Genomic DNA, 17460 nt, shown 5'->3' on the forward strand with positions numbered 1-17460 from the left:
ACACACTTATAGCGTGACATTGTGTGTTTTATCGACATTTTAGTCGTAATTCAAATTTGACAAAAAAAATGACGCAAACGGTTGCTTTTGGTGTTACATCACAAAAACAATTGCTATATAATGCGCTCGCAATGACGAGGTGGAATCGGCATAGGTTCGACAGGGCTTATTTTAAGTGTCTGAATTTATTCCAATATCACCTTAATCAATTGCATAAGAGACCTAAGCACATGAGAATTTTGCGTGGCTCCCCAGCTCTTTCTGAGTTTCGTGTTAATAAACTACTGGAACTTTGTCGTGAACAAGATCTGCCTGTAACTGGCATTTATGCCGAGTTTATGCACTTTGCCGATCTAAAGTCTGACCTTGATGACCAAGAGTTAGAAAAACTTGAAAAGTTACTAACTTACGGCCCAACCATCGAAGAGCATGAGCCAGAAGGTCTTCTACTTCTTGTTACGCCTCGTCCAGGCACTATCTCGCCTTGGTCTTCTAAATCTACCGATATCGCTGTTAACTGTGGCTTGGATAAAGTGAAACGTCTAGAGCGCGGTACGGCTTATTATGTCGAATCTTCAGTTGTTCTATCAGAAGCTCAAGTTGACGCTGTCAAAGCGTTAATTCATGACCGCATGATGGAAACGGTATTTACAGAATTTGAAGCTGCGTCAGCGCTGTTTACAGTCGCAGAGCCTAAGCCTGTCGCACATGTTGATATCTTAGCGGGCGGTCGTCTTGCGCTTGAAGAAGCAAACGTTTCCCTAGGCTTGGCACTCGCAGAAGATGAAATTGATTACTTGGTAGAGAGCTTTACTAAGCTTGGGCGTAACCCAAACGACATTGAATTGATGATGTTTGCTCAGGCGAACTCAGAGCACTGTCGCCACAAAATTTTTAACGCAGATTGGACTATCGACGGGGTAGATCAACCTAAGTCTCTGTTCAAAATGATCAAAAACACGTTCGAAACGACACCTGACTATGTACTGTCTGCATACAAAGACAACGCGGCCGTTATGACGGGTTCTAAAGCGGGTCGTTTCTTCCCAGATCCAAAATCACGCCAATATACTTACCACCATGAAGATGCACACATCTTGATGAAGGTAGAGACGCACAACCACCCAACAGCAATCTCTCCATGGCCGGGCGCATCGACTGGTTCAGGCGGTGAGATCCGTGACGAAGGCGCGACGGGTATCGGCGGTAAGCCAAAAGCGGGTCTGGTTGGTTTTACAACCTCTAACTTACGTATTCCTGGTTTTGAACAGCCATGGGAAACCGACTTTGGCAAGCCAGGTCGTATTGTTAACGCGCTAGACATCATGCTTGAAGGTCCTCTAGGCGGCGCGGCATTCAACAACGAATTTGGCCGTCCAAATCTATTGGGTTACTTCCGTACTTACGAAGAAAAAGTGACCTCTCACGCGGGTGAAGAAATCCGTGGTTACCACAAACCAATCATGATTGCTGGTGGTATGGGTAACATTCGTGACAAACACGTGCAGAAGAAAGAAATTCCAGTGGGTGCGAGCTTAATCGTACTTGGTGGTCCTGCAATGAACATCGGTCTTGGTGGTGGCGCGGCGTCTTCAATGGCGTCTGGTCAGTCAGCAGAAGATCTGGACTTCGCGTCAGTACAGCGTGAAAACCCAGAGATGGAGCGTCGCTGTCAAGAAGTGATCGACCGTTGTTGGCAGCTAGGCGACGACAACCCAATCGCATTTATCCACGATGTGGGCGCGGGTGGTATCTCTAACGCATTGCCTGAACTTGTCGACGACGGTGAGCGTGGCGGTAAGTTCCAATTACGCGATGTACCAAACGATGAGCCGGGCATGAGTCCGCTAGAAATTTGGTGTAATGAATCACAGGAGCGTTACGTTCTTGCGGTAGCGCCAGAAAACATGGAAGCATTCGATGCAATCTGTAAGCGTGAACGCGCACCATATGCAGTGGTGGGTGTGGCGACAGAAGAGCGTCATCTAACGCTAGAAGATTCTCACTTCGACAATACGCCAATCGATATGCCAATGGATATCCTGCTTGGTAAGCCACCGAAGATGCACCGCGACGCAACCACACTAAAGGTGGAAAGCCCTGCCATTGTTCGTGATGGTATTGAGCTTAATGAAGCGGTGGATCGCGTACTTCGTCTTCCAGCGGTTGCAGAAAAAACATTCCTAATTACTATCGGTGACCGAACAGTAACGGGTCTGGTTGCTCGTGATCAAATGGTTGGCCCTTGGCAGGTACCAGTAGCAAACTGTGCAGTAACAGCGGCAAGCTATGACACTTACCACGGCGAAGCAATGTCGATGGGTGAGCGCACGCCAGTGGCATTACTAGACTTTGGTGCATCGGCTCGCCTAGCTGTTGGTGAGTCACTAACGAACATTGCGGCAACAGACATCGGTGATATTAAACACATTAAACTGTCTGCGAACTGGATGTCGCCAGCGGGTCACCCAGGTGAAGATGCAGGTCTTTATGAAGCAGTCAAAGCGGTGGGTGAAGAGCTCTGTCCTGCATTAGGTTTGACGATCCCAGTTGGTAAAGACTCCATGTCGATGAAAACCAAGTGGGAAGAGAACGGCGAGAGTAAAGAAGTCACTTCTCCACTGTCTCTAGTTATCACGGCATTTGGTCGTGTGGAAGACGTACGTAAGACCGTGACTCCACAACTACGCACTGACAAAGGCGATACTTCTCTAGTTCTTGTTGACTTGGGTAACGGCAAAAACCGCTTAGGTGCGACAGCATTGGCACAAGTATACAAACAGCTGGGTGACAAACCTGCTGACGTAGATAACGCTGAGCAGCTAAAAGGCTTCTTTGATGCAATGCAAGCGTTAGTACGTGATGACAAGCTGGTGGCTTACCACGATAAAGGCGACGGTGGTCTGTTTGTTACACTGGCTGAGATGTCGTTCGCGGGTCATTGTGGCGTAAAAGCGAACATCGCAGAGCTGGGTGATGATGCGCTAGCCGTTCTATTTAACGAAGAGCTAGGTGCGGTTGTTCAAGTTAAGAATGATGATCTGGATTCAGTTCTATCTACTCTGGCGGCAAACGGCTTAGAGGCATGTTCACATGTGATTGGTTCAGTTAACGCTTCAGACGACTTTATTATCACTTCTGGTGATGCAGTTGTGCTTGAACGTTCACGTACCGAACTACGTGTTATCTGGGCTGAAACAACGCATAAGATGCAGGCGCTACGTGATAACCCAGCGTGTGCTGACCAAGAGCACGAAGCTAAGAAAGACAACTCTGACCCGGGTCTAAACGTTAAGCTCAGCTTCGACGTAAATGAAGACGTTGCAGCACCGTACATTGCGAAAGGTGCTAAACCTAAGATGGCGATTCTACGTGAGCAGGGTGTTAACTCCCACGTCGAAATGGCAGCAGCGTTTGACCGCGCAGGCTTTGAGGCAACCGACATCCATATGAGCGATATCCTAACGGGTCAAGCGGTACTGGATGAATACCATGGCCTAGTAGCTTGTGGTGGCTTCTCTTACGGCGACGTACTAGGTGCGGGTGAGGGTTGGGCTAAGTCTATCCTGTTTAACGCACAAGCCCGTGAACAGTTCCAAGCCTTCTTCAACCGTAAAGAGACGTTCTCTTTAGGTGTATGTAACGGTTGTCAGATGCTTTCTAACCTGAAAGAACTTATCCCGGGTGCAGACTTGTGGCCACGTTTTGTTCGTAACGAATCTGAGCGTTTTGAAGCGCGCTTTAGCCTAGTTGAAGTTCAGAAATCTGATTCTGTATTCTTCGACGGAATGGCTGGTTCGCGCATGCCAATCGCGGTTTCCCACGGTGAAGGGCGTGTAGAAGTACGTGATGAAGAGCACCTAGCAGCGATTGAAGCATCAGGTACGGTTACGGTTCGTTACGTGGATAACCTCGGTAACCCAACACAACAATACCCGAACAACCCGAACGGTTCGCCAAACGCGATTACTGGCTTAACAACAGCAGATGGTCGCGTGACTATCATGATGCCTCACCCAGAGCGCGTATTCCGCACAGTTGCAAACTCTTGGGCTCCGGAAGGTTGGGGTGAAAATGGTGCTTGGATGCGTATGTTCCAAAATGCCCGTAAGAATATCGGTTAATTAACCAAAGGTTAATCTAGCTTAAGTAAAGCGTTGGTTGAGAGACCAGCGCTTTCTTTTTTCTTATCACTCTTTTTCTTCGCCGCTCTTTCTAGTGACTTGGCGAAACGTTGCTTTGTTCTGCCTCTTCTTTGTCATCTATTATCTCGCGTAAAAAACTTGCAGCGTTTAGATTACTTTTATGCTCTAATACCGCGCTTACCAAGGGATGGTGTTAAACAGCTCAGCTTAGATGGAGTTATCAAGTTGACCGAATCCCTGATTGATCCCTAAATCCCTTAGGAAATGAAAGAAATGTCTAAGAATCCAAAATTTGCTATCCGCGTCACTGAAAAACGTAACGGCTGGAGCGCAGAAATCACTCGCCAAGTGACATCTCGTAAGACTGTAGTATCAAAGCGTGAAACTGGCTTTGACAGCGAAGAGAAAGCACAAGCTTGGGCTGAACAAGAACTGGCTGGTTTTATCCAAAACCAAGTGGTTCGTAACGAGCGTAAAGCAGCGCAACGTCAAGAGCGTGAAGCAGAACAACTAGCGGCAAAAGTTCGTAAAGAAGAAGCCCGCAAAGCACGTGACGCTGAAGTAGACGCTGACGAAGAATAGATTCAAGTCGGTGAGATGGTGACGTCACCCATCAAACAAAAAGTGAAAATGCCCTGAGCTTTGTCTCAGGGCATTTTTTATTGTATCGACTTAAAAACAATCCGAAGATACTGACAGACTAAACGTACCGTCTTCAGGGGCTGCAAATTGTTTATTGCCAGGAAGAAGGTGAGGGTTATTAGCATAAGTGCGATGTGTTGACTTGCCCTTTGCCGAGTGCCTCTCTGGTAAATCAAAGTGTTGCAATCCGTCAGATAGATCGTTTGCTTCACCGTAGTCGAAATGTGTTGCGACGTCCTTGGGCTGCTTGGCGTAACGACAGTGATCCGGCTTGCCATCTTCGTGCCAAGTTAACGCGTTTGCTTTGGCGTCTAGATTCAGATTATTTGTTGTTGGTTGTGCGTAATGATCCTCAATAACTTGGTGCTGACTCTGCTCTTGTAAGTAGTCAGCAATGCTCTCGGAAGTCTGTGCCAGGCTTTGACTTGCTGGAACGAAGCAAGCAAGAAGAAACAGTGTTTTTAAGTTGTTCATAGTGTGTATGCAAGCAAAAAGAAATGATAGTACTGGTAAATAAAACGGTGTGCAATTATGTCCGTTGGACACGATATAGCAGGGCAGTTAATGTCTGCCCTGCATCTTTTAGGTATGGTTAGTATTGATAAGTGAGATGCAGTTTGACTTCGCGACCAGGCGAAGGCACGCCATTAGATAGGTATGCTTCGTAGTAACGATCGGTTAAGTTTTTCACAACAGCGCCAACACTCAAGCCTTCGACTTGTTGTATTTCCCAAACCACGTAAGCGTTTTGTAGCGTGTATTGCTCACTTGGCGATTTCACTTTTAAATTGTTACCGCTTGCCTTGGTTTTGGTTTGCGCATCATACCAACGGACTTCCCAGCCAGTGCGTAAACCTGGAATCCATTCGTAACCTAAACCTAAGTTGATATTTAATGGTGGCACATCAGGGTGATCATCATCTGAACCTGTCGAGTCAGATAGACTGCCTTTGTTTTTGCCGCGAATGTAACTTGCTGAGAAATTACTGTAGAAATCTTCAATCCGGTATTGTGAAATTAGCTCAAAGCCGTAGTTTTTAAAGCCATCTAGGTTTGTATTCCAGCTTTGTAACTCAGTAGTATTTTTGTCGAGGTTTTCGCCCGTTCGTATATCAACTGTGTCGCTAACATCGTTATAGAACAAAGTTAACTCTGTTGCGAGGTTATCGCGAGAGTTCACCAGCCCTTCCGTTAAGTTGATAACGCTTGCTTGATAAGCATGGATACGAGACACGTCCAGATTCAAAGCAGTAGCCGTAGCGGTAGCTCGCGCATATTGCACTGAGTAGATGTTATCAACGGTTGGTGCTTTTAAAGCGTAGGCGTAGGAGGCGTTTAAACGCGTATTATTGGTCGCATCAAAGTCGATATCCAAACGTGGGCTAAAGCCTTTATGCGTCGTTTCACCGTAGTCATGTCCGGCGGCTGGATCATTATAATCCGGCGCGGCGTTCCCTTTTCCTTCACTCTTGATGTATTCGTAACGCAGAGAAGGTGTGATGGTTAGACGGTCTGTTGCTTGATAGTGATCAGCAATGTAAGCCGCATAAATTGACTGAGTGCCAGATGGTTCGTAGTAAGGGGTATACCAACCGTAGTTTTTGGCTTCATTACTGTCGTATGATGCGTTGAATACTAATGAGTCTCTATCGGTTTTTTGATATTGAAGCCCTGTGACTAGAGTGTGGTCTCCGAACTGCGCTTGGTTAAACACATCAGCATAGTCACGCTCGTAACTTAACCAAGACTCGTGACCGTAACTGCCAACAGAAACGAACATTTTCTCGAATGCCACGTCAGGGCGAACCCAGTGACGATCGTTTTCAGAACGTGCCATTTTGATATTGAAATCAATATACGGGTTAGTCGGCATGTAGTGGTAAGAGATGGTCGTGGTGTTATCCGTGTATTTATTATCGACGGTGTATGCGTATTTGGCTTTTTCTAATGATCCGTATTTCTTGATGTTGTACTCAGTGATGTTAGGCATTTTTCCGCGGCGGTTAGCCCAAGGTTTACGACCTTCATCTTTGTAGCGAGTGTGGCTAATTTCAAACTCGTGATCGTTGTTTTCATAACCGACTTTTACGAGCATGTTTTCTTGCTCATAACCTGAGTAATCCAGCGTTTCACCACCACCAACTTTAATGTCATCAGAATCTTTTAAAGAGCCATTCGCTAGAAAATAAAAACCAGCATCGTTTTTACCATAGAGTGTTAGCGTGTAGGCATTCTCATCGCCGTTGGTGTTATATGCACTTGAGATGCGAGCACCAAAGTTTCTATTGCCGTACAGTAGGTCATCGACACTCTTGGTTTTAATACGAATTGAGCCACCAAACTTTCCGTTGAGTGCTCGATAGTCGTGCGCGCCCTTGATAATTTCTGCTTCACCAATCAAGAACGGATCAAAAAAGAAAGTTCCGTAGCGGTATTGTTGAAAGCCAATGGGAGCGCCATCGACAAATACGGCGATATCGCTTGGATCATCAAAACCACGAATATTAATACGTTCGCCGCCGGAACGGCCGCCGCCATCTAATGATGCGCCCGGAACGGCATCGATCATTGAGGCAAAATTGGAGTATTGTTGCTCTTCAATCTCTGACCAATTAATGGTGGTTTGCGCAGGCTCAGCAACGGTGATGGGTTTGGCATAACGCACACCGATGACTTCGAGCTCTTCATTTGGCGTTGTCTCGGCATATGAATAAAGAGGGAAGAGCAAAGTCAGTGAAATGAGATTTACTTTGAATGGATGACTTTTTAATCGTTTCATATTGATGATTTATAGTGTTTTTATGAAGCTCGGATTATAAGAACATTATTACGATTAATAAATGATAATGAGATTAATTATCAAATGTGTTTTTGCGATGGTTTGTAAAGTTTTTTATCCATTCGTGGAAACTACGATGAGTATCGTTAGCTTACAGAAAACAAAAAGCCCAGCATCATGGACGCTGAGCTCATTGGCTTTTAAACAAAATGGTGCGAGCACTGTTGCTCCTTTCGAGCTAATCAAGTGCGTACTTGGTAGGAATTACTGAGTTTCTAACGGGATCTGTCCGGTAGTCAGTGGCTCGACATCGAACTCGGTCAGTCCTTCAATGTAACTTTCAACGGCTTGTTCTACCGAATCATCACCTTGGTTGAAGTAAGCAAGGTGGAAGATCGCATCGCCTTCATTAACCAGTGGCAAAGTTTGTTGACCGATCACCAAGCCACGCTTAGGCGCTTTGAGCTCTACCTCATCATGTCCAAGAGGAGAGCTGATATAGGCGAGCGTTTCACCCTGTTCCACTTTGTCTCCCAGATTAACGACAGTACGCAAAATACCGTTACCTGACGCACGAACCCAGCTGGTGGACTTCGCTATGATAGGCTCTGGCAGCTTTTTCCTGCTCGCACGCAACATACCAATGGCTTGCATTACGCGCCGAACCCCGAGTACACCAGCGCTGATCGAAAGTGGATCAAAACGCAATGCTTCGCCAGCCTCGTAGGTTAGCACGGGGATATCACATTTTTCTGCTTCACTGCGTAAAGAGCCATCACGCAATGCTGAGTCAACAATCACTGGCGTCGCAAACGCCTGAGCAATACGCAGAGTTTCTGGGTTGCTTAAGTTTGCGCGAATCTGTGGCAAGTTCGTGCGGTGAATGGCCCCGGTGTGCAGATCCAAAATGTAGTCACAACGCTTGGCAATGTTGTTAAAGAACCCGTGTGCCATTCGAGATGCAAGCGCGCCTTTTTCACTGCCAGGAAAACAACGGTTGAGATCTCGTCGATCGGGCAAGTAACGTGATTTATGGATGAAACCAAAAACGTTAACGATAGGTACTGCAATGACAGTGCCTTTCAGTTTTTGTGGATCCAGTTGGTTAATGATCTGACGAACGATTTCTACGCCATTAAGCTCATCACCATGGATAGCAGCATTCACCATCAACACAGGCCCTTCTTGTTTCCCATGGATGATTTCCACAGGAATAGATAAAGGCGAATGTGTGTATAGCTTCGCTGCTTCAAATTCGATCTCTAATCGTTGTCCTGGTTGTATTTGATGCCCTAAGAGCTCAAACACTTTGCTTTTTTTACTTCTGGCCATAAACCATCTCTGTCAAATGCGTTATCAGCAATGTAACAATTGCTGCAAAATCGCACTAATCATTCTCATTAAGGACACGACAAATTACTTTAATCGTCATGCGCGAAACCTCAGCATGTGTGAAGTTTTTGTTTTCAATATGATCTTTTCTATCAGTTTAATACATAACGAGAGGTACAGAAGGAAGAGCAATCATAGGCTTAAAAAATGTGACTGTATTAAAAATAATACTGATAATGAAGGACAAAAAAACGGACTTTTAACCCTACTTTTTATCCGATAATATCCGCGCCGAATTTGAGGTCTAACATTTCTAACTAGAGGTTTTGATGAAAAAGGCAATTGCTAAAATTGGTGCATTGACTGCTGTAGCAGTTTCACTTTCAGGTTGCGTTGGCAGTAATGCCGTGACAGGTTATGTCATGGGGTTTAACTTGAAAGCTGTAGATAACCGTTACGCTCGAGGTGGTCTAAACATGCTTTTAGCACCTGTTTATGGTGTCGCAATCGCAGCGGACTACATCGTGTTTAACTCTCTAGAGTTTTGGACGGGTAAGAACCCTTTAAATGGTAAGCCACATATCTTCGATACAAAGATGGATACTTACATCGATGTAAACCACCAGTTAGATAAATCGTTAACGACGGCGCCAATTGCACCGTTAGCGAATAACCGTGTTATTGAGCAGGGTCGAATGCAGCAAATCGATGAGAATACTGTTCAAATGGATATTACTTACAATAACGGCGAGAAGGCGACACTCATGGGTGTGCGCGATGGTGAGTTTGTCACTTACTACATTGATGGCGAAGTCGTTGCACAAACCTCAATGGATGAGCTAGCTGCTTATACGCAAAATCGCGTGTAATTTGGTCCAGCCAAACAAAAAAGGGTGCCGTAAAGCACCCTTTGTCGTTTTTCGTGGTTGAATTACGCTTTCTCTGGAATTGCCTCTAGAAGCGCTACCATTTGGTCCCAGTACAGCTGAACGGTATCAATCTTCACTTTCTCATCTGGTGAGTGAGGGAATTTAATTGTTGGACCGAAAGACACCATATCCATGTGTGGGTATGGTTCTTTAAACAGGCCACACTCAAGACCAGCATGGATGACCATGATGTTCGGCTTATGACCGTAAATGCCTTCATACATATCACGGAAAATTGCCATAATCTCGGAATCTGCATCTGGCTTCCAGCCAGGGTAAGCACCTGAGAACTGAATTTGTGCGCCTGCTAATTCAGCAATTGAACGTAGCATACTCTCAACTTGGCTGCGGCCAGAGTCAATGAGAGAACGAATCAAGCAAAGCACGGTGACTTTATTTTCTTCTGTGCTGATCACACCAACATTTAGAGAAGTTTCAACAACGCCTTCCACCTCATCACTCATACGCATTACTCCGTTTGGACAAGCGTTAAGTGCCGCAATGAATCGTTGCTGATCGGCGATTGAAAATACTTGCGCGTCAGTCGTGATCACTTCATTAAAGGTTACGATACCTGTTTCGATTTTACCCAATTCAGTTTTAAGCAGCTCAGTGTAGTGGTTGAACAGCTCAGCAAGCTTGTCTTGGTTTTCGACAGGAAGCGCAACAGTAACAAACGCTTCGCGAGGGATTGCATTACGTAAGCTACCACCACGGAATTCGACTAAACGTAAATCAAGCTCTTGAGCATGACCGGCAAGGAAACGACCAAGTAATTTGTTGGCATTACCGCGACCTGTGTGAATGTCACAACCTGAGTGACCACCTTTTAGGCCTTTCAGCGTCAGTTGGCGTGTTACGAAACCTGCAGGCGTTGATTCTCGAGAAATATCGAAAGTCATGGTGCCATCAACACCACCAGCGCAACCCATGTAGACTTCGCCTTCTTGTTCAGAGTCTGTGTTTAGAAGGATCTCACCTTCTAACCAACCAGCCTCAAGACCAAATGCGCCAGTCATGCCTGCTTCTTCATCAATTGTCAGCAGAACTTCGAGTGGACCGTGCTTAATATCTTTAGATGCCAATACAGCAAGGCAAGAAGCCATACCAATCCCGTTATCTGCACCAAGTGTCGTGCCTTTCGCCGTTACCCATTCGCCATCGATATAAGGTTGGATTGGATCTTTGGTGAAGTCGTGCTCGGTGTCTTCGTTTTTCTGCGGCACCATGTCGATGTGTGCTTGAAGTACAACAGCCTTCTTATTTTCCATTCCAGGTGTCGCGGGCTTTTTGATGAACACGTTACCGGTTGGATCACGGCGAACGTCAAAGCCTTGCTCTGTTGCCCAGTTGATAATGTACTGCGCTAATGCTTCTTCATGTTTAGATGGGTGAGGGATAGAACAAATCTTATCGAAAAACTGCCAAAGTGGAGCAGGTGATAAGGTACTGATCTCAGAATGGAACTCAGACACGGAGGACTCCTTTTGATGTGCTTTGCCAAATATATACCGTAAAAATATTATCAAAATAGCATTAAATGCTAGACGATTTGGCCTTCAAATTGCCGTTTAGCATACCACCAGATAAGGAGTACGAGTAGTCGCGTGCACAAGGATTTCTCTCAGAACTGTCACAGTTTGTGAACACAATAACAGGCACTGTGCGTTCTTTATCATACATTCTGAAAGTGGCTTTATTTTTTAATTCATAAAACTGTAATTTAATTACAGTTAAACTTTGATGAAGGTCAATTTATATATTTTTTGTGATTCCAGTCACTAAAATGCTTGTAATTAAATTTCTTGGTGGTATATTTGTAACCAGCTTCTGAAAGAAGAATGAAATGCTCAAAGGATGAGTCCGTTTTATCGCCTCCAAGGAACCGAGAAATCAACGAATGTTTAATTGATTTAAAAGGTGATAGTTATGAAAGGTTTACCAAGTACAATGTTCTGGAATAGCAAGTCTGTTTACACCGGCAACTTTGTATACCCAACAAGCTTTGGCTACTAAGTGAAGTCAACGCATGTGACTCGAACAGTTTGTTCACCCCTATAAATTGGAATTTTTTTTCAGTGATAGTGCTGACATGATTCGCCGCCACCCAAATTGGGTGGCGTTTTTTTATCTCCACTTTCTCTTTCTGACACATTTTCTGCCATCAAGGCTGGATTCTATTCTCCGTTCTTCAGTTTTATCGACTGCCCCGTCAAATCCACCTAGATATGACGCTTAAAACGCCTAGTTTCTATTTGAAAGTTTAGTACATTGTTCAGTTTTTATTCTGTTGTTGGGTTCTGAGCAATAATTATTAATTGTTGTTTTATAAGAATATATTTTCTGTTTTGCTTTTAAGAATTAGCGAATGGGTTTCATATCCAAAGAAAAAAATCGCATTAGAGTGAAGATTCTATCTAGAATTTGCTATTTGATAACTTTATAATTCCCGCCAATCGATTACGCAACCGTTTACTTTTTTTACCTTTACAGGATTCGATCATGCTCGAGAGGCTTTTTAAGCTCAGTGACAATGGCACAAATGTGCGCACTGAGATCATTGCAGGTGTTACCACCTTCCTAACTATGGCTTACATTATTTTTGTAAACCCAGCGATCCTGTCGGATACCGGTATGGACCGTGGTGCCATTTTTGTTGCAACTTGTCTTGCGGCCGCTATCGGCTGTTTCATCATGGGATTTGTTGCCAACTACCCAATTGCACAAGCACCAGGAATGGGGCTGAACGCATTTTTCACTTACTCTGTTGTGTTGGGGATGGGCTATACGTGGCAAGTTGCGTTAGCGGCGGTGTTTGTTTCAGGCCTGCTGTTTATTCTTTTGAGTATATTTAAGATCCGTGAGTGGATTATTAACTCTATCCCGCATTCTCTTCGAACTGGTATTTCAGCCGGTATCGGTCTTTTCTTAGCATTTATCGCATTAAAAAATGCAGGCATCGTCGTTGATAACCCTGCGACATTAGTTTCTATGGGAGACATCACATCATTGCCATCTGTATTGGCTGCGATTGGTTTCTTCCTTACTATCGCGCTTGTTCACCGTGGTGTGAAAGGTGCGGTGATGATCGCCATTCTTGGTGTTACAGCGCTTGGCCTTCTATTTGGTGATGTGCAGTGGAGCGGCATTATGTCTACGCCACCAAGCATTGCACCAACTTTCATGCAACTGGATTTCTCTGGCTTGTTTGAAGTTGGCATGATTTCCGTTGTGTTTGCTTTCCTATTTGTCGATTTGTTTGATACCGCAGGTACGCTAGTTGGCGTTTCTCAAAAAGCAGGCCTCACGGACGAGAATGGCAACATCCCGCGTTTAAACAAAGCGTTACTTGCAGACTCAACGGCAACGTCAGTAGGTGCATTACTTGGTACCTCAAACACCACATCTTACATTGAGAGTGTTTCTGGTGTGGCGGCTGGTGGTCGTACTGGTCTAACAGCAGTGGTTGTTGGTGTGCTCTTCCTACTTGCTCTGTTGTTTTCACCACTAGCAGGAATGATCCCAGCTTACGCAACATCGGGCGCTCTGTTCTATGTCGCGATTTTGATGCTGTCTGGGCTGGTAAGCATTGATTGGCGTGACCTAACGGAAGCATCACCAGTTGTTGTGACTTGTTTGGTGATGCCATTAACGTTCTCGATTGCAGAGGGTATTACGTTAGGCTTTATCGCGTACTCGGCGATCAAATTATTCAGCGGCAAGGGCCGTGAAGTGTCGATGAGTGTGTGGGTGATGTCTGCCATCTTCATCGTCAAATACCTCGTCGGTTAATTTCTCGAGCAAAAAGCCAGTGTGGATTTATTCACGCTGGCTTTTTCTTTTTTCACGTTGTTCACTTCAGACGGTTTTTCTGCGGAATAGGCAGAGAATTTTGATATCACCGTTGGTATTAGCGGTGTGTTTCGGTAGAATAATCGTTTGCGCAGCTTGAAATCCTCATCTCCATACGTTTTGGAGAGGTCAGTGAGCATTCCGCTTTTGAGTGAGTTCGCTAGATTTTGAGGATGCATATTTTCAAATTATTAGGTTATTACAATGAGTAAAAAATTCATTATCACTTGGGATGCAATGCAGACTTACTGCCGTGAACTGGCTGAAAAACAAATGCCAGCTGAGCAATGGAAAGGGATTTGGGCGGTAAGCCGCGGTGGTTTGGTTCCTGGCGCTATCTTGGCTCGTGAACTGGGTATTCGTTACGTTGATACAATCTGTATTTCAAGCTACGACCATGATCATCAGCGCGATATGACGGTACTAAAAGCACCTGAAGGCGATGGTGAAGGTTACCTAATCGTTGAAGACCTAGTAGACAGTGGTGATACGGCGCGCAAACTACGTGAGATGTATCCAAAAGCGAAGATGATCGCTGTGTGTGCAAAACCTTCAGGCAAAGCGTTGCTAGATGATTATGTGGTAGATATCGCGCAAGACACTTGGATTGAACAACCTTGGGATATGTCAATCCAGTACGCTGAGCCTGTAAACCGCAAGCAAAAATAAACGCTATTAAAGAATATTGAGAAATGCCCCTGTATAGGGGCATTTTTTTTATTATCATAACAACTCATGCTAATAGCCTAAGGTTCTTCCTATGTCTGAAGACGTCAGTAAAAATCTTTCCGAAACTTTGTTCGTGAAACATAAGCAAGCAAAAGAAACCTCTGCGCTTACCCAGTACATGCCGACCAGTCAAAAAATACTTGATGAGCGAGAAGCGCAGGGTGATCGTGCTTGGTATCGTCATTTGCGCCGCTTGCAATGGGCTTGGCAAGGGTTGTCTCCGATAGAGATGGAAGGTGTGCTTTCTAAAATCGCTTCTTCTTCCCACTCTCGAACCAATGATGATTGGTTAGACACCGTAATGGGGTACCACAATGGCAACTGGACATTTGAGTGGATTAAGCTCGGCATGGAGCATCAGAAGCGTTCAAATGAAATGCAAGGTGAGGAGGCCGCCGATGAACTCTTCACCGCTTCTTTGTGTTTTAGTATCGCAGGCTACCCACATCTGAAGAATGATAATTTGGCCTTGCAGGCTCAAGTGCTGGCAAACAAAGCGTACTCTGACGGCGCAGAGAAGACCAAGTACACCATCAAGCAAATTGAAGTGCCTTACCAAAATCGCAAAATCATCGCGAACCTTCATTTGCCAAGAACCGACAAACAACTGCCTGTGGTGATGGTGAGCGCTGGTCTCGATACGTTACAAACCGACATGTGGCGTTTGTTCCGCAATCATCTTGCACCACGAGATATTGCGATGTTGACGGTCGACATGCCTTCGGTAGGGCACAGTTCTCACTGGCCTTTGACTGAGAACTCAAGCTGTCTGCACCAAGCGGTACTAAATGAGCTGTATTCATTGCCTTGGGTGGATCATCACAAAGTGGGGTTAGTTGGATTTCGTTTTGGTGGTAATGCCATGATCCGACTCTCTTTTGTTGAGCAAGAGAAGATCAAAGCTTGTGTAGCCCTCGGCGCACCCGTACATGATATTTTTACTTCCCCTGAGAAGCTGCAAAAAATGCCGAAGATGTATCTGGATCTGTTGGCTTCTCGCTTAGGGAAAAGCGCGGTTGATATTAATAGCATGGCGGGCCAGATGATGGCCTGGTCATTGAAGGTTCAGGGCTTCTTGAGCAGTAGAAAAACTAAAGTACCTATTTTAGCTTTGAGCCTTGAAGGCGATCCGGTGTCTCCACACAGTGATAACCAACTCGTCGCGCTGTTTAGCCAGTATGGCAGAGCGAAAAAAATCAGTTCCAAAACGATTACAAAAGGATATGAGCAATCCCTCGATTTAGCCATAAAGTGGCTAGAAGATGAATTATTAGGGTGACAATTCTCCTAAATTAGTTAAAAGTGATATATCTGAGCAAAAAATAAGCTCATGATAATTAAAAATAATAATCATTCTTGGGTGTTTACTTTTAACTATGAAAACGGAGATTCATATGTCAGAGACGACTCAGGGCCCGACTCACTTTCGCTTGATGTCAAAGTTGAAGGCGATAGGGCCTTACCTGCGCGAACCACAATCGCAAGAAGGGCGCTATTATTTTGATTGTCTATCTGTTTGTGTAGACGACAAAAAATCGCCTGAAAAGCGTGAATTTTGGGGCTGGTGGATGGATTTGGAATCCATCGAAGGAGGCTTTACTGCCAAATATCATATCGGCAAGTACAACAAAGAAGGGCAATGGGTATCTGAAGCCCTGCCTAAAAAAGCGGTAGAGGAAGTGTATCTGACGCAGAGCACATTCCATCAAAAGCTGGTTGATACTTTAGAAGAACACTTCAAATTGGAAGTCGAATATCACACGGAGTCTTTCGATTTCGCTTAATTTGGTTGTTTTCATTTAATACCAAACAAAAAGGTGCGAAAACGCACCTTTTCTCTTGTTAATTCCCTCTTTGATTGTTAAAACATCCTCTCTTTATTTGTTTTTCACTTCAGAAGACATCATGACAACGAATCAACAAAATGCAGTTGTTTCACAACCACAAACTGTCGTTGTGAAACTGGGTACAAGTGTGCTGACAGGCGGCACTCTGGCACTCGACCGTGCTCACATGGTTGAGTTAGCGCGCCAGTGTGCTGAGCTTAAAAAACAAGGCCATTCAGTGGTAATGGTTTCGTCTGGTGCTATTGCAGCAGGCCGTGAGCATCTTGGTTACCCCGCATTGCCCAACGAGATGGCGAGTAAACAATTACTTGCGGCGGTAGGGCAAAGTCGCTTGATTCAAACATGGGAGTCTTTGTTTGGTATTTACGGTATCAAGATCGGCCAAATGCTACTAACTCGTGCTGATTTAGAAGATCGCGAGCGATTCTTAAACGCACGTGACACCATCAATGCGCTCGTTGCGAACGATATTATTCCTATCGTAAACGAAAATGATGCCGTTGCGACCAGTGAGATTAAAGTGGGCGATAACGACAACCTTTCCGCTTTGGTGGGCATTTTGTGTGGCGCAGATAAGCTCTTGCTTTTAACTGACCAAAAAGGTCTGTTTACTGCTGACCCTCGTAAAGACCCAAATGCAGAGTTGATCAAGGAAGTAAAAACCATCGACGATACGCTGCGTAAAATCGCAGGAGGAAGTGGTACAACATTGGGTACTGGCGGTATGGCAACGAAGCTGCAAGCCGCAGACATCGCTCGCCGCGCTGGTATCGAGGTTATTATTGCTGCCGGTAGTGCACCGAATGTTATCTTTGACTCTTTGAGTGCAGAGCCACAAGGCACACGCTTCCTACCTTGCGCTGAAGCTTTAGAAAACCGTAAACGCTGGATTCTGGCGGGACCTGCGGCATCGGGCGACATCATTATTGATGACGGTGCGGTAAATGCTGTGGTCGGTAAGGGCAGTAGCCTACTTGCTAAAGGAGTAATCAAAGTAAGTGGTGACTTTGCACGAGGCGAAGTGGCGCGTGTAACAAATTCTCACGGTAAGTTGGTGGCTCGTGGCATCAGCGCCTACTCAAGTGATGACCTAACTAAAATTACTGGTAAGCACAGTAAAGATATCATCTCTATTTTGGGGCATGATTATGGCTCTGAGGTGATTCATCGCGATGATTTGGTCGTCATTCAGGAATAGAATTAGA

At 45.1% G+C, this 17460-nt stretch carries 12 protein-coding genes; 8 read left to right on the forward strand and 4 right to left on the reverse strand.

The window, feature by feature from the left end; translation table 11 throughout:
* Positions 1–230 precede the first annotated feature (230 nt).
* Together purL and ACHFJ9_RS11350 are read left to right on the forward strand one after the other, a co-directional pair.
* Positions 231–4124 carry a phosphoribosylformylglycinamidine synthase gene (gene purL / locus ACHFJ9_RS11345; protein WP_395356859.1) on the forward strand — a complete coding sequence of 1298 codons (3894 nt, stop codon included), beginning with the start codon at positions 231–233 and terminating at the stop codon, positions 4122–4124.
* 294 nt (positions 4125–4418) lie between these two features.
* Positions 4419–4727 carry a DUF3622 domain-containing protein gene (locus ACHFJ9_RS11350; RefSeq protein ID WP_005391432.1) on the forward strand — a complete coding sequence of 103 codons (309 nt, stop codon included), beginning with the start codon at positions 4419–4421 and terminating at the stop codon, positions 4725–4727.
* A 90-nt stretch (positions 4728–4817) separates the two neighbouring features.
* Here ACHFJ9_RS11350 and ACHFJ9_RS11355 read toward each other — a convergent pair whose 3' ends face one another.
* From ACHFJ9_RS11355 to ACHFJ9_RS11365, 3 genes are all read right to left on the reverse strand, one after another.
* Positions 4818–5261: a hypothetical protein gene (locus ACHFJ9_RS11355; protein ID WP_047010164.1), complete on the reverse strand. Its 444-nt coding sequence runs from the start codon at positions 5259–5261 to the stop codon at positions 4818–4820.
* Between the two features lie 118 nt (positions 5262–5379).
* On the reverse strand, positions 5380–7566 hold the full coding sequence (locus ACHFJ9_RS11360) for a TonB-dependent receptor domain-containing protein (RefSeq protein WP_395356861.1): 2187 nt from the start codon (positions 7564–7566) through the stop codon (positions 5380–5382).
* A 264-nt stretch (positions 7567–7830) separates the two neighbouring features.
* Positions 7831–8898 (reverse strand): succinylglutamate desuccinylase/aspartoacylase family protein, encoded by a 1068-nt coding sequence (locus ACHFJ9_RS11365; protein WP_005391426.1) that lies wholly within the window; start codon positions 8896–8898, stop codon positions 7831–7833.
* A 329-nt stretch (positions 8899–9227) separates the two neighbouring features.
* Between ACHFJ9_RS11365 and ACHFJ9_RS11370 the strand changes: the two genes are divergently transcribed.
* Positions 9228–9767, forward strand: a complete 540-nt coding sequence (locus ACHFJ9_RS11370; RefSeq protein ID WP_047010162.1) for a DUF3332 domain-containing protein — start codon at positions 9228–9230, stop codon at positions 9765–9767.
* Between the two features lie 62 nt (positions 9768–9829).
* Here the strand turns inward: ACHFJ9_RS11370 and ACHFJ9_RS11375 are convergent, their stop codons facing one another.
* Positions 9830–11302, reverse strand: coding sequence for an aminoacyl-histidine dipeptidase (locus ACHFJ9_RS11375; protein WP_176320453.1), 1473 nt, complete (start codon positions 11300–11302; stop codon positions 9830–9832).
* A gap of 1027 nt (positions 11303–12329) precedes the next feature.
* On the opposite strand from ACHFJ9_RS11375, the gene ACHFJ9_RS11380 reads away from it, so the two are divergent.
* From ACHFJ9_RS11380 to proB, 5 genes are all read left to right on the forward strand, one after another.
* Entirely contained in the window at positions 12330–13619 is a 1290-nt protein-coding gene (locus ACHFJ9_RS11380; protein ID WP_006741838.1) for an NCS2 family permease, read from the forward strand.
* Positions 13620–13883: 264 nt separating this feature from the next.
* Complete coding sequence (gene tet(34) / locus ACHFJ9_RS11385) at positions 13884–14348, forward strand: oxytetracycline resistance phosphoribosyltransferase domain-containing protein Tet(34) (protein ID WP_005391418.1); 465 nt, start codon at positions 13884–13886, stop codon at positions 14346–14348.
* 91 nt (positions 14349–14439) lie between these two features.
* Complete coding sequence (gene frsA / locus ACHFJ9_RS11390; protein WP_005391416.1) at positions 14440–15687, forward strand: esterase FrsA; 1248 nt, start codon at positions 14440–14442, stop codon at positions 15685–15687.
* A gap of 115 nt (positions 15688–15802) precedes the next feature.
* Positions 15803–16192: a sigma factor-binding protein Crl gene (gene crl, locus ACHFJ9_RS11395; RefSeq protein ID WP_005391414.1), complete on the forward strand. Its 390-nt coding sequence runs from the start codon at positions 15803–15805 to the stop codon at positions 16190–16192.
* Between the two features lie 121 nt (positions 16193–16313).
* The gene (gene proB / locus ACHFJ9_RS11400) at positions 16314–17453 is read left to right on the forward strand and encodes a glutamate 5-kinase (protein WP_005391413.1); all 1140 of its coding nucleotides are present in this window, start codon (positions 16314–16316) and stop codon (positions 17451–17453) included.
* The last annotated feature ends 7 nt before the right edge of the window (positions 17454–17460 follow it).

The sequence above is a fragment of the Vibrio sp. D3 genome (assembly GCF_043995865.1).
GTDB lineage: Bacteria > Pseudomonadota > Gammaproteobacteria > Enterobacterales > Vibrionaceae > Vibrio > Vibrio diabolicus.